The sequence below is a fragment of the Paenibacillus sp. FSL R5-0749 genome, assembly GCF_038595085.1.
Classification (GTDB): domain Bacteria; phylum Bacillota; class Bacilli; order Paenibacillales; family Paenibacillaceae; genus Paenibacillus.
On record NZ_CP152005.1, the window covers coordinates 3,981,963 to 3,995,689 of the forward strand.

Annotated in this window: 18 protein-coding genes; 4 read left to right on the forward strand and 14 right to left on the reverse strand. The window is 40.0% G+C overall.

Annotated features, from left to right (window positions below):
- Positions 1-276 precede the first annotated feature (276 nt).
- From MKY85_RS17580 to MKY85_RS17610, 7 genes are all read right to left on the reverse strand, one after another.
- A complete protein-coding gene (locus MKY85_RS17580) occupies positions 277-1,479 on the reverse strand; it encodes a PIN domain-containing protein (protein WP_342570365.1) in 1,203 nt (400 codons plus the stop codon).
- A 195-nt stretch (positions 1,480-1,674) separates the two neighbouring features.
- Positions 1,675-1,992 carry a hypothetical protein gene (locus MKY85_RS17585; RefSeq protein WP_342570366.1) on the reverse strand — a complete coding sequence of 106 codons (318 nt, stop codon included), beginning with the start codon at positions 1,990-1,992 and terminating at the stop codon, positions 1,675-1,677.
- A gap of 62 nt (positions 1,993-2,054) precedes the next feature.
- On the reverse strand, positions 2,055-2,714 hold the full coding sequence (locus tag MKY85_RS17590) for a DUF4145 domain-containing protein (protein WP_342570367.1): 660 nt from the start codon (positions 2,712-2,714) through the stop codon (positions 2,055-2,057).
- Positions 2,715-2,767: 53 nt separating this feature from the next.
- Positions 2,768-3,229 carry a hypothetical protein gene (locus MKY85_RS17595; protein WP_342570368.1) on the reverse strand — a complete coding sequence of 154 codons (462 nt, stop codon included), beginning with the start codon at positions 3,227-3,229 and terminating at the stop codon, positions 2,768-2,770.
- A 54-nt stretch (positions 3,230-3,283) separates the two neighbouring features.
- Complete coding sequence (locus MKY85_RS17600; RefSeq protein WP_342573416.1) at positions 3,284-4,651, reverse strand: DEAD/DEAH box helicase family protein; 1,368 nt, start codon at positions 4,649-4,651, stop codon at positions 3,284-3,286.
- 46 nt (positions 4,652-4,697) lie between these two features.
- Positions 4,698-5,426 (reverse strand): phage terminase small subunit, encoded by a 729-nt coding sequence (gene terS, locus MKY85_RS17605; protein WP_342570369.1) that lies wholly within the window; start codon positions 5,424-5,426, stop codon positions 4,698-4,700.
- A 258-nt stretch (positions 5,427-5,684) separates the two neighbouring features.
- Positions 5,685-6,239, reverse strand: coding sequence for a tyrosine-type recombinase/integrase (locus MKY85_RS17610; protein ID WP_342570372.1), 555 nt, complete (start codon positions 6,237-6,239; stop codon positions 5,685-5,687).
- Positions 6,240-6,915: 676 nt separating this feature from the next.
- Here MKY85_RS17610 and MKY85_RS17615 point away from each other — a divergent pair.
- The 3 genes from MKY85_RS17615 to MKY85_RS17625 are packed head-to-tail and all read left to right on the forward strand — an operon-like array spanning position 6,916 to position 8,287.
- A complete protein-coding gene (locus MKY85_RS17615; RefSeq protein WP_342570374.1) occupies positions 6,916-7,263 on the forward strand; it encodes a hypothetical protein in 348 nt (115 codons plus the stop codon).
- Positions 7,247-7,816, forward strand: coding sequence for a hypothetical protein (locus MKY85_RS17620; protein ID WP_342570376.1), 570 nt, complete (start codon positions 7,247-7,249; stop codon positions 7,814-7,816). The genes MKY85_RS17615 and MKY85_RS17620 overlap by 17 nt, the downstream gene beginning before the upstream one ends.
- 6 nt (positions 7,817-7,822) lie before the next feature.
- Positions 7,823-8,287 carry a hypothetical protein gene (locus MKY85_RS17625; protein WP_342570378.1) on the forward strand — a complete coding sequence of 155 codons (465 nt, stop codon included), beginning with the start codon at positions 7,823-7,825 and terminating at the stop codon, positions 8,285-8,287.
- Between the two features lie 230 nt (positions 8,288-8,517).
- Here the strand turns inward: MKY85_RS17625 and MKY85_RS17630 are convergent, their stop codons facing one another.
- Positions 8,518-9,147: a hypothetical protein gene (locus MKY85_RS17630; RefSeq protein ID WP_342570379.1), complete on the reverse strand. Its 630-nt coding sequence runs from the start codon at positions 9,145-9,147 to the stop codon at positions 8,518-8,520.
- Between the two features lie 82 nt (positions 9,148-9,229).
- Between MKY85_RS17630 and MKY85_RS17635 the strand changes: the two genes are divergently transcribed.
- Positions 9,230-9,955 (forward strand): hypothetical protein, encoded by a 726-nt coding sequence (locus MKY85_RS17635; RefSeq protein WP_342570381.1) that lies wholly within the window; start codon positions 9,230-9,232, stop codon positions 9,953-9,955.
- A 34-nt stretch (positions 9,956-9,989) separates the two neighbouring features.
- Here MKY85_RS17635 and MKY85_RS17640 read toward each other — a convergent pair whose 3' ends face one another.
- Genes MKY85_RS17640 through MKY85_RS17665 form a run of 6 tightly spaced genes read right to left on the reverse strand, consistent with a single transcriptional unit; the run spans position 9,990 to position 13,713 of the window.
- Positions 9,990-10,370, reverse strand: coding sequence for a YopX family protein (locus tag MKY85_RS17640; RefSeq protein ID WP_342570383.1), 381 nt, complete (start codon positions 10,368-10,370; stop codon positions 9,990-9,992).
- Entirely contained in the window at positions 10,357-10,809 is a 453-nt protein-coding gene (locus MKY85_RS17645; protein WP_342570384.1) for a YopX family protein, read from the reverse strand. Before MKY85_RS17645 ends, MKY85_RS17640 begins: the two co-directional genes overlap by 14 nt.
- 58 nt (positions 10,810-10,867) lie before the next feature.
- Positions 10,868-11,281 carry a hypothetical protein gene (locus tag MKY85_RS17650; RefSeq protein WP_342570386.1) on the reverse strand — a complete coding sequence of 138 codons (414 nt, stop codon included), beginning with the start codon at positions 11,279-11,281 and terminating at the stop codon, positions 10,868-10,870.
- A 13-nt stretch (positions 11,282-11,294) separates the two neighbouring features.
- On the reverse strand, positions 11,295-11,444 hold the full coding sequence (locus MKY85_RS17655) for a hypothetical protein (protein ID WP_342570388.1): 150 nt from the start codon (positions 11,442-11,444) through the stop codon (positions 11,295-11,297).
- 42 nt (positions 11,445-11,486) lie between these two features.
- Complete coding sequence (locus MKY85_RS17660) at positions 11,487-11,918, reverse strand: ASCH domain-containing protein (protein WP_342570389.1); 432 nt, start codon at positions 11,916-11,918, stop codon at positions 11,487-11,489.
- 19 nt (positions 11,919-11,937) lie between these two features.
- The gene (locus MKY85_RS17665; RefSeq protein ID WP_342570390.1) at positions 11,938-13,713 is read right to left on the reverse strand and encodes a DNA cytosine methyltransferase; all 1,776 of its coding nucleotides are present in this window, start codon (positions 13,711-13,713) and stop codon (positions 11,938-11,940) included.
- Between the last annotated feature and the right edge of the window lie 14 nt (positions 13,714-13,727).

Sequence of the window (13,727 nt, forward strand, 5' to 3'; positions counted from 1 at the left end):
ATAAGTATGAAAAAATGCAGATTGGTAATAATTATAATTTAGACTGAGTGGAGGTGAAGAAAATGACTGACAACGAACTTATGCACTTGTTCCTAACTGACTATCCAGCTTTCTTAGAATATATTGAAGAATATTTTAAGGATCTTGAGATAGCTGAATGGTTGAACTTGTAATAGAACAAAGAGAGAAGGTCAGGATAAATTTCCTGCCTTCTCTCTTTTGTTATACTTCTATGGATTTATAATATCATTGAGTTTATTCGGATTTACTACGGATCTATACAACATTATTTTCATTCGGATAATAAATCTTTTCAAGGACAGCAAATGATGATAAGAGTCTTTTAAATCCGATTGGATGAGGAAACTCAATATGCAATTCTTGATCATCACCTCCACCTATCACCTTTTTAATAATCCCAAGTCCCCATTTATAATGTAGTACTTGATCATTAACGTTATATTTACCTTTTTCTTCAGTATGCTTGGTTTGTTCCAATTCCCTTGCATCATTATAAAGTTCCAGAAACTTTTCCATAACATCGAAATTAGAATCCAATGAATCATTAGATTTTTTTAAATTTTGTGCTTCTGCTATAGCATCTCTGTCAACTTGTTGATTTAAGTATTTTTGAGCATACTCTATAAATCTATATGATTCATACATATAAAAGTTTTGTTTTGTGGAATACATGAACTCATCTGTGAGTTCCACCCTAGAACCTACTATCCTACCAGATTCTTTTTGCCACCAGTCTTCTTTTCCGTCATCAGTAATTAGAATAACTGATTTATTTCTTTCTTTCGCCATATCTAAAATCTGTTTCCAAACAATTAAGTCCCCATATTGACTTTCTATAGTTAAACCTTTATGGAATCTTCGCTGATCTTTTTTCTCATTTAAATCTTTGAATCCAGGAGGCTGTTTTAGCTTATATCGTTTCTCTCCTTCTCTGTATATCTCGTCCAACCGATCCTGACTATATGGCGGCCCAACTTTTCCATAGAAAGATATGTCAATTACTTCTCTAATTTTGTCCTGCTCATTGTGATTAGGATGATTCTTTTCTTGTTCTTCAAGTTTATCTATCACTTCTGTTTTTAATTTTTCGACATTAGTTGTTATACTACCTACTTCTATAATCGGATGTCTTTTATTATACTTGTTCAAATCTGTAGCCAAGCGGTTTAACAATTCTTCAAACGATTTATTAATTATACTTTTGACTTGTGTATAGGCTGCTTTTTGCTCATATATTACTTTATGTCTATTAGCCTGATACTCTAATGCTACTTGATAGGGAATCCAAATTCTGTCTGAGAGTTGATTCATAATAAGCAAAATGAGATCAGATGTTTTTATAGAATACCTGTACAAGTTCAATAGAACGTTAGCGTCAAACACAAAAATACAATTATCCCATAATTGTTTAAACTCTTCTTCGTCTGGAGAATAATACATTGGAAAAATATCGTTCAATTTCAGCTCTCCTTAGAGCTAAAGAAAATCAAAGTGGAAGCGGTTGTTTTAGGAAATTTCCTCTCCAAATCTTTCTTCTAAAGCTTTTTTTGTCCATCTATATAGAAATGGATCTACAAATTCAGTGCCTTCTTTCTTTTGTTATAATCTTATGGATTTATAATATTATTACTGATGTGCGTTATTACTACCATTTCACTTGCTTAATTTATTTTTGACATAGATTGCTCCTGCCGCTTGCTTCATTTCAGACCAAAGATTAAATTTAGTATTAGCTGCTACATACTCATCCAACTCGCGTTCATTGATATTCTCAAGATCTTCCTTAGTTTTCATTTCGAATGGGCTACTCTCGAAAAAATCGTTAATATTACTAAAATCAGTGTTTTCAATCATGAATGTTGTGTTAAACAACTCATCAAATCTAACAGGACCTTCAACCTGCTTCTTAACATTCTCACTAATTTTTTTGAGCTGTTGTTCAAGATTATTAAGTCCGGTAATTTTCATCATTATCAGCCTCCTAATTAATAAATAAAAAAAGTAATAAAATCTATTGACTGATGAAACAGAAATTACGCGTCTCGACGTGCTATAGCTTCCCTTGAACTCTCAGGTAGTTCAGAGAAAAATGAATCTATTTGTGCAGGTTGTGTAATCATAGCATCTACAATGAAATTTAAAAGTCCGAACAGTCTTGCGGCTATGTCACTATTATCAACCATATCTAATTCACCTGGATGGACAGCGTTGTTTCCTGTGACCCTAACAATATCTAGCGCCTTTTGAACTCTTAAATCCAGACCTTTGTTCACTAATTGCTTGATATCTTCGTTTATATTTTTACCTTCCTCTCCTAGATGAATACAAAGATGCTGAAGAGCTAAACGCAATAAAGCTGCTGAAGAACGTGGCGATTTATTAAAAACCTCCCTAGCTTCATCATACAAATTCATTACATCTCCAGGCATATCTTGATTTGGAGTAGGTATTCTCGAAGAATCAGGTTTTATCATTACATCGTCTAACCAAATATGATGTTGATAACAAGCTTGGCATGTTGAGGAACTTAATCTAGAAATACTAACATACCCAGAATCTGCTGTGAACTTACTATCGTCATCATATCTTCCCCATTTTACTAAATTAATCCTTTCCCACTTCTGTTGAGCTAACGTGCCGCACAATGGACAAGTAAAACTATGTAGTTCTACAGACGGTATAATATAATTCATATGTTCACTCACCCCAAATGTTTTGTTGTTTAACAATTTCCGTAAAGATTAAATCATATATTCTCAAGAAATCTCTTTTGTACCAACACATCATGTGAAATTTGACGAATGTAAGTTATAACCGATAGGTCGTTTACTAAGTTGATTGGCAAAGTTGCAAAAGTTACTCTGCCAAAGTTACTACTCACAATTCTTTTACAGTTTTCCATATCTCTTTCTGAGTCATCAGTGTTTATCGTAATACTTAAAAGATGATCCGACGGTTTATTTGGATACATATAACTCGGGACAAATTTTTGAGCCATTTCTATATAATTATCTCTTCCAATTTTTTTGTAAATGAAGCTTACGTGAATTTGAATCACTACAATTTTATTCACTTCTACAAACAGAGGTATATTTGAGAGAAAATCAACATCTGTTATTTTAAATTCTATAGTGTCTTCTTCTTTTTGCTCAGAACGAAAATTGTTAATTTCATTTCTAATCTGATCCACGACTGCTGAAATCACCATAACATCACTTCCTAATTTTACTATTATTATATCACTTCAAATAACAACAGCCAACTAACCAAAAGCGAATCCTGATTCCACTTGAATGCAGGCAAATGCTAATACAAATCCATCCGCTCTATCAGGAGATTGAAGCCCTCTCTTCTTCATATCCTCCTTCTTCTCCAAATAAATCCTACCGTTACTACCCATTCTCCATTTACGGGATGTCAGTTGTGTTACCAATTTCTCGTCGTCTGGAAGTTCCAATACACCAGATACCCCCAACATATAATTACTCATGTTTTCTTCGAGCAAAGATTTGATGTGACCCCACATTTCTGAACCGAGATTCCCATAATGTGAATCCTCTGCCGATGAGCCGTTGTTTACTCCAATAATTTCGTATCCAAGGCCCTTCTCATCGTTAATTTCATTAAGCCGATCCGTCACTGCTCCACCTATACCGCTATCATCGACTCTGATCTCCACTTCATCCACTTCTGCATGTTCAGACTTGATATCATCTATGATCCTTAAAACCCAGCCAGTTGTTGTCATCGTATCCTGCTTATGATGGAAATGACTCTTCACTACCTTTCCACCAATCTGTCCGTATATGGTTGTTTCATCATCACCAAAGCGAGCAACGTCCACTCCTACAGTAAGTTTGTGCCCGTTTGATTCAATTCGAACTTCGTTCTTTGCAAACTCAGCAGCTTCCAATGCAATGAAGGTGTCCGACTCTCCCCGGGGGAATTCCCCTTCAACCCGGACGCGCCATACATCAGACCCCTTACCGTATTTACGTTCAAGCATCGCTATGTTCTCTTTGCTTGTCCGAGGGCTGTTCAGACAGGAAACTTTGTGTGTGTTGTAATCTGCCCGGTCCCTGTTGTGAGAATCATAAAAGACACCACTGGTCCGAGTAGGGTTTCCACACATGAGCAGCTTATTGAACTCACCCGAAAGAGTACCCAAGATAGCTTCCATGATACGATCTTCAACCCCTGAAGCTTCGTCCACAATGAACAACATATAGTCTTCATGGAAACCCTGCATGTTCTCAGGCTTGGTAGCTGTCCGGGCTGTAGCAAACCATCGTTCCTCATAATTTCGCATGTAAATCTTCGTTTTGGTCCATTTGAGTATTCGCTTGAGCAGAGGACTCTTCTCTTGCCATTTACTTATCTCAGCCCAAAGTACATCATGTAGCTGCTGACGTGTAGGAGCTGTACAGATAACCTTAGGAAACGGGAAACATGATAGAAACCATAATGCCACCGCTGCCTCAAGACCAGTCTTACCAACACCTTGTCCAGATCGCACCGACACCCGTGGACTTCCCGCTATATCCATCAATACTTCTGCTTGCCACTCATCAGGATTGAATTTCAGCAATTCCACGCAAAAAAGAACCGGATTCTTCCGGTACTCAGGAATACGTTTCTTAAATGCAGCGAAGCGGCGTTTCGTTTGAGGCGATTCTTTACTCACCAGATTCCACCGCCTTCACCCAGTCTTCAATTAAATCATCTTCTGTGTCTCCATCACCGTTTTTAAGTTTCTCAATTTCAAGGCGAGTTTTCTCAACTTTGGCCTGCATCTGATCCAGTTTCAACCTGCGCTCATCTTCCTGTGGTGCAATATCGAGGAATTGTTTGATGGCTCCCCTGATCTCACGCATGACTGTAGCCTCTGCCTTGATGAAACTAGCATACTTATCCCAAGCAAACTGTATCTCCCATTCGTATTCATCTCCATACTCACCTGGTTTCTCCCGTTTCAACTCTTTCGTCATATCCTCTTTGTCTTTGATGAAGAAGATTCGCTGCGCCCAAATGATTTTACGGAATCCCTGGGTGATGTTATGCCAGATCATGTCTATAGGTTCCATTTGCTGCACAATATCAATAAGTTCTAGGTACTCAGGATCTTGCGGCTCGAACTTACGGAACAATCCATGAGTTACAGCTTTCTGATTGCCCAGCGGACCACCTTTTCCACCTCGATTACCTTTAGCGTTCTGATTGCCACGAGGAGCACCGGGTTTAGAGTTCGCCATCTTCTCTTCCCATTGATCTAGCGACTTCCATTTTCGAACTGATTCAGGCGTGATGCCCAGCTTTTCTGCAATCTCTTTTGGCTTCATCGTCCCGCCGCTATCTTTCCAGATTTTGAACGCTTTCTTCCGATTCGGATTCTGTTTTCTGCTCACAAAATTATCACCACTTTCATGTAATTGAGTTGGAATTCCTATTTAAGGTCAGTAATAGTCAAACGTTACGAATGAGTTTGAGCAGTTGTACGCCACAAACCTTGGCACAACCAGCCTTAACCAGCTATAAAATGTCAATCAAATTCTCCTTAATACGTATTGTGTGTAATTCCTTAATTGCTCAGATTCCTTTTCACTACCAGTTTTCTACCGTTTCCCACATTTTGAATTCATCATTACCTGTTTGAAGTGAATTCGTTACAGCTCAAAGTCCTCTAATGCATCGTCCAAGGTGTCCTGAAGGATGCCGATGTATCTTAAAGTCACCTTTTCTTCTGTGTGATTGAACAGATCCATTAGTAACGCTATGTCCTTCTTTTCGTTGTAGAATTTGTGCCCAAACGTTTTCCTCATTGAATGTGTTCCTATTTCAGTTAATCCAACTTCAACAGCCGCATCTCGGATGATTTTGTATGCCATACTCCTGGTGATCGGTTTCTGATCAGAAGTTGATGTTCTATTCCGACTAGGGAATAAGTACTCCCAGTCCATTTTTCCTGCAATGTATGCATCCAGATCCCTGCGCAATGATTTACGTATCAAAACCTTCTTTTCTTTTCCTGTTTTACTTTCATAGACAAGGATATGACTCCCCTTAACGTCTCTGACTCTCAACGGCAATATGTCCGATATCCGGAACCCGGTATTAGTACCGACTTGAAAAAGGATATAGTTCCTCTCATTCTTTTCTTTCAAATTAATTTTTATCGTCTTCAACTTAACCGGGTCACGGATGGGTTGTACGAATTTCATTACATTTCACCCCTTTCAGTTTAGATTTTTGAGGAGATGGTAGCATGCACAATTGATTCACTCCTGTCCACGTACCCCATCCACACCCACGACACTATTCCGGCTGCTTGTCCGATACCCTTGGAATAGCCGGTTCATTTCTGCTGAAATAGTTACCCTCCACGTTCTTCCCTCCAATACAAAAAGGCCGCTCACATGAGCGACCTTCTGATTTACGTTATTATATGGATTTAAGATAACATGATTTTTATTCGGAATTACTTCGTTTTTGTGACTACCATGCCAAGGTTTAATTTTTTTTGTTGAGTATGCCATTCTCAATCAACATCAACTTTATGTGTGAAGGATATAAAACACGTATCGAACAACAATCCCGCCTAGCATATCTGGAAGTACAATCAGCTGGATTGAAATAAATTTGCAACGCTGTCCGCGAAGCGTTAATATTATGTTATAGGATGTTCCAACCTTTGGTCTATTCTAAATAGTAGCATATCTCGTATATGTGGGGTTTTCACTTACTAGTGGGAATCCCTTTCGTGTACAGAGATGTATCTATATTTAGATGCTTGGTGAGAAGCATACATACTATATATAGATTATGGAAAATTTTTCTTTCAAAACGAGTGTCTCGTGGTTATAATCTTTTTAAACTTAGCTAGGGTGGTGTACATATATGGAAGAAGAGAACATCAAAATTCAATATATTGATAAAGAGAGTAAAGATTACATTAAGACCTACTCTAACTCAATCCATCCAACTGTTAACATGCAAGAGGATATTGTTATTAATTTCTATGAAGAATCCGTACAACCAAGATTAATTATCGAAAGACCTCTTGAGTTCGAAAATGATGATGAAGTAAGCTTCACACGTTCAAAAAATGATCTTTTAATTGATAGAGAATTGAAAGCATCCATTACTCTGAACAGAGAAAAGGCTTTGGATCTAGCGGAGTGGATTACAGAGAAATTCTCAGAAGAAGAGAACGAAGAGGAAGGTGAGGATGATGACAACAATTAAGACTCATGGTCAAAGGGATGTAGGGCGTGAGAATCCCAACGGAGTCATTATGCTACTGCAAGGCAATGATGATATGAGTGATATTTGGACAAGAGAGCAGGCAACGCCTCATTGGGCCCACTTGATTAAGAATAATCATATACAGATATTTAGTCACCAACCGAATAATGAATACTTAAAATTGCGCACCTTAGATGAACAGTTTAGACTAAGAAGTGTAGCATTTGCTAATACTGACTCGCATAAGATAGAAGCGGGCGGTGAAGAAATGGATATGATTGGTTATGATGACCTTAAATATGAGGTCGCTCTCATGTTTTCAGACCATCCTTTAGTTGATGTTGTGCATTATTACGAACACCGTGATGAGGTCAAGTATGTAGTTGTTCTCAAACAAGATTTCCCTGATGTGGGTAAGTTTTTAGCTTCTGTGGAGATGGAAGTGTTTGATGATATTGATGAAGATTTCGAGTTTGAAGTTCGATATGTACTAAAGGGGTCATTTGATCATCGTTCAATCCCAGAACATAAAACTGTTAAAAGAGGGGATTGAAATTATATGCCTCTAGATACAGAACATCGAAAAGAACATGATAAAAATATCCAGTTAATTGGGGGATTAGCCGGAATGAATCCTGCACCTAATAACTGGATAGTAACTCTTTATTTTTACTCAGCACTCCACTTGGTAGAAGAGAACAGATGGAGAAGGTTTAAAGAAGATTCAGAAAATCATTCCGATCGGAAAAGATATGTTAAAAGGAAACTTAGGTGCATATCCGACAATTACTTATCCCTCTACAATGATAGTGTTGCAGCACGCTATGATTGTGTGGATATGACCGATGAAAAAGTTCAGAGCGTCAAGACGGAGTACAGTAATTTAGTTGCTGAGCTTGATAAGAGATTTCCTAGACCTAGACGTTTTAGGACTGCTCCAATGAAACCTGTGGCAAAGCCTATTCCCCAAAATGTTCCAAAGTCTATTCCCAAACCTGATAATGTATTAGAAAAGACAGAATAGCATTTAATCACCTAGTTTCTAATACATACGTGTGTAGCTACATGAATAGTAAAAGAAAAGGACACTTAGTGTAAAAACTAGGCGTCCTTTTCTTTTACAGAATCGCAAACTCGTGTGTATATTAATATAAAAGTAGAAATAATAGAGAAGAGAACCCCTCAGATTTAAAAAGACATTTTTTATTAAGTTAAAGCCCTATCAACACAGTGCTGGTAGGACTTTCTCTCGTTTCATCTTGGAATAAGTAAACCTATTTCCCCTTCATTATTCCGGCCTCTCCCATAATCAATCGTTACAAAATCTAGCGTTCGATTAAATTTGAGGCTGTTAGCTATGTTAGCTATGGCTTTACGACGTTTGTCTGCAAATGTAGTCGCTGCGATGCCATGAACGTCCTTGCGATATCCTTTTTCCATGTATTCTTGAGCTTTCAAATATTTCTTACCTTCTAGGAACAGTAGTCTTGCTACTACGCCTTCATGCAGATCTTTTAAATTGTTTATAGCAAACCTAACGTTGTTGGATATGAATACGTATAGCTCGTAGTTAGCATGCCGCTTGTCCTTCATAATTACCGAATTTGCTGTGACATCTGCAGTCAGTTCATGGCCTGATTCGCGTTTAGCTACCGATCCCTCCGCAGACAGTAACTCATATGCCGACATTCCATTTTCAATCTGCTTCAGTGAGTATTCATAGTTTTGGATTATGTCGATCATGTCTACATATTTTCCGAGCAGCCACTTGGTTTTACGGATATCCACTTCATCTACATCCGAGAAAAAGTTTAGTTGAATAATTTTGCTCGTATCTTCTGTATCATATTCAGTTGAATTCAATACAATAATTTTTTCAGACATTTTATTATCTCCTTGTCGAAATATAATCTTGAACATATAGAAGAACTGTAATAACTTAAAACTAAATAAAGGAGGAATTAATTTGTCCAATAATTCTGCTGTGGAATTTTTCATTTTAACAAAAGAACTAGAAAGGAAGTTTATACAAGAGCTATCAGTTTTCAAGATAATGGTCACCCATAACAAAGGAGCTAAACTTACTTATATAGGGGCATTCGTATCAATTATACTAGCAATGCTTGCTCCTCTTTATTCATTGATAGTAGGCACACATGCTAATGAATATTGGTCTCTTATTGTTTGCTTAAGCCTTAGTGCGCTTGCCATGATTCTTCTTTATTTATCAATTTGGCTATCACAATCATTCATTAAATATAAATATCCAGAGTATAATCTCCTTTTTAAGAAAAGGTTATTCCTATTCAGTTATGACTATGAATTTATATTTGCTTATAGGTGTAAACAAATTTTGGAAGTTTTTAAAGAGGGAGATTTTAAAAAATTAGATATTGACGAGTTAATTAGCTTATTCTCTGATAAAAGTACAAGTATAAAATCAAGAAGATGGACACCAATAACGATTATTAGTTTAATTATGTTTCCTCTTTGGAGTGAATTTGTTGGTGCAAGGATCGGGCAGGGATGGGAGATGTTTGGTGTCTTATTTGCACTGGCAATCTTCGCTTCATATGTTTCAATTTTACTCAATAATATCTTGAGAATGAATCTACTCTCTAAAGCTAAGAGGTATGATGATTTGGTTAGTGTATTGAAAATAGTTAAAACATTATTAAAGAACAATACATAATTGTTGAAGTTGAGAGAAAGGAGCGGTTACACCGTCATTCTGTATCCGTTCCTTCCCCACCCAAAAGTTCAGGGTTTTCGTAGACGTTTCCGATCACTTCTCCGTCTGCTATATATCCCAAATACAAGCCCATCAAAGGCTCTCTACCTCTAAATAACTGGAACATGCCGCCGTATAACCTCACGACCAGATTTTCAGGCAACGGGCCGCTGCTCTCAAAAGTTAGCTTGCTCACTTTAACGATGTCTCCATCGTAGTAGTCGTTTCTTTTGCTATCTTTAACACCAGATTTAAGCATCAACACTACATCAGGTGATTGGATACACACCTGTAACCAACCATACTCTAAGAAGTGATATGACATCTCTTTGGTTTCAGTGGCCCACGCCCTCGCTCCAAACTCATACAGGCTCATGCTTATCCGCTCCTTCCTTGGGAGCCAACAGCTCAGGATTATCCCAACGGTTACCGATAATGGTCCATTCATCTGCGTAATCTTCCAACATTTCGCCTGAGTAGACTCCTTTTTTCAATGCCTCGAAATCAAATCCAGCCTTTTCTTGATCCCAAATCACTATGTCATGAGTAGGAGCGTGATAGCATCCGTATTCAGTGTCACATTCACATTCTTGTGAAATGATATCTCCCGTATAAATCTCATGTTTATTCCCGTCCTTTATGCCGATATATTGACCAACCGTTTCTGGGTCAACCTCGGCTGAATACAAGGCAGAAGCTCGTTCGGGAATAATGAACGTCGTACCTTTGTCGATCCCGTTGTTTAATTTGTGAACGTACCCTTGAACCCACTCGCCATTGTCCTTGCGTTTACCTCTGAATTTAATCTCATGCATCTTGTATATCCTCCTATTTGGGGAGACCAGACCTGATCCGGCCTCCACTTCGTTAAGTTTATTCAGTCGATTGGTCGCCTTCGGCCAATGATTTACTTTGCTCATCATCCAAACTGTCGATAATCACTTCTGGACCCTCAAACATCCAATACTGGTGTTCACCAAGCATTTCATCCAAGACCGCTTGTATCTTAGCCAAACCTTCTTTGGTGACATTGCGCGCAATATCTATGCTCAAATCTTCTGGCAACTCATTTGACGATTCGTGGTCAATGTAATTTTCGATCATATACTCAGCATCAGGATTCCATGTTTTAGGTGTGCACACTGCCCAATCTTGAAGCGCCCAATCCCCGTCACCACCGATCATTTCTCTTACATGACGAACGCTATATGTGCAGCTCGCTCCCTCATAGCTTAATTGAGTATCCTCCGGCAATTGAGACAATTTAACTTTCGCTGTTTGTGTCATCTATATATCCTCCCTACTCTTCAAATAATTTCAGTTCGTGGAATTGACCAGTCTCTTCAATAGCCATTTTCAAGTCATCTAATGCTTCTTTGTACACTGCCGGATCTCCGTCATATGGATATTCAATCATTAATTGTCCGTGTAGAAAAATTCCGATTAGCATGTTATATCCTCCTTAGTAGGGAGAGGCCCAAAGGCCCCGACCTTAAAATTGATTGGCTAGATTCCACAATCCCTGTTGCCCTTTAGCTGCTAGTGGTTTCATAAGCAACTTTACATCCGACATTTCCCACGCATACCTCCCAGGTGTGAAGTCTCCAAATTCGTATTCTGGAGAGTAAATCAATCTGTTTCCCTCCAGCTCGTACCCATCCGTCCATGTGTCCACCGATTTATAGCAGTTGGTTAATCTAGCTGTTGCCACAACCGCGCCTGTCGGGAGATTATCCGGCGTATATCCGTACTCTTCCAACGCTTTACGGATTTCAGGTTCCTTGCAGGCTTCCTTGTCAATCTTCTTCCCGGCATGGATGGCAATATCACCACGATGCTTAGTTGACCAACTGCGTGTTTCATATTGTTTTGCTCCAATGGCGATCAGAGTCGCCCACGGTTGAATTATTGTTATAGCCTTCATGACAGTGCTTCCTTCCCTTCTATAAACTGAATGCCATCTGCCCAGCTTCCTGCTCTGAATACCGCTCCAGAGTAAGGTCATTTCCCGATCCTGTGCATATTTCCGGCAGATTAGCCCGGACCAAAGCTTGAGCAAACGGTGGAGGTACCGCATTTCCACACCGAGCTACTTGGGCGCTCTTGGAATACTTCTGACCGTTCGCATCAACTGCGATAGTGTAGTTGTTCGGGAATCCCTGAGCGGCAAACAACTCGTGCGGCTCCAGCATCCGCATTCCTATATCGATAATTTGGTAATCCACGCCTTTAATTGTCACTAGCCCGAACCGGTCTTTGGTTGTTATCGTGTGCAACGGCTTGTCTATGGTCTGGCCGTTTTCAGCGCTACCGTAATACTTGAGAAGGAAGGCCCTAACCTCTCCAAAGTGCAGCCCACCTGCCGTAATCGTTTGAAGCGGGTCTGTAACCGGCTGACCTGTGTTGGTCCCGCGCATCTTGACCAGATGACTTGTGACGAGGGCGCTTTTCCCGACTCCTCCTGCCGTTACAGTTCCTATCGGTTCATCGACTGAGCTACCAACTGATTCTCCGAAGTGACGGGCAATGAATGCTGAAGCTATGGCGAATTTGTTCCCTCCTGCTGTCACCGTTCCAAGCGGTTTATTCAGATCCAGCACCCTTCGACCTTCTGGGTCTCCATAACCCATCTGTATCAGCGCGGGACTAATTAACATGTGCTGATTACCTGTCGTCACAGTCCTAAGTGGTTCGTCCGGAGGGCTACCAGGATGCCCCGTTGTATTAACTCCAAGAACCGGAGTCACAAGTAAATGTTCTGCCTTGGTTGTAATAGTCGTGAGCGGGTCCGTAGCTTTGTATTGCAACCGATCCCCGGCATATCCCGTCTGTCCAATTCGTGCGATGTATGGCGTTACCAAGCCCCAACCATTCTTGGCTGTGATAGTCTTCAATGGTTCTTGGATAGAATCGCAGTATTGATGATTGCTACCGGAGAAGTTGACGCGCATGACGAATGGCTCCGGGTTGTCGATAACAAACTTTTGCATGCCGCGTGCTATGCGGCGCATCGTGTTTTCTGCAAGAGGTTTCTTCCGTTCAAATATGCTCGGGCAGGGGATGGTCCAATCAATGATTTCAGCCGCCGTCCTCCATGGAAGCCGCTTCCCCGACTTAACTTCTGCACTATCCGGCGCTCCGTGCGTTGACTCAGGCCAGACAATTGGTTTACCGTCTCTACGAGCTACCATAAACAGCCGCTTGCGAATTGTAGGCGCTCCGTAATCACAAGCCCTTAACTCTTTCCATTCAACCTTGTATCCCTGCCGTCGAAATGCATTCACGAATGTTCGGAAGGTCCGGCCCTTCTGATCCTTGTCGGGATACCCATCAGCAGTTAAAGGTCCCCATGTCGTGAATTCCTCCACATTCTCCAACATGATAACTCTTGGCTTAACGGTTGCCGCCCACCTTACTGCAACCCACGCAAGACCACGTATTTCCTTCGCAACTGGCTTACCACCTTTAGCCTTAGAGAAGTGTTTGCAATCCGGGCTAAACCATGCCAGCCCCACCGGACGACCCTTTACCGCTTCATCCGGATTAACTTCCCACACAGATTCACAGTAGTGCTCTGTATCTGGGTGATTGACCTCATGCATGGCAATTGCTGCCGGATCGTGATTGATTGCTATATCTACGCTGCGACCAGTTGCCAACTCAATCCCTGTACTGGCACCGCCACCGCCTGCGAAATTATCGACTATGATTTCCTTCATGTGTGTCTTGTCTC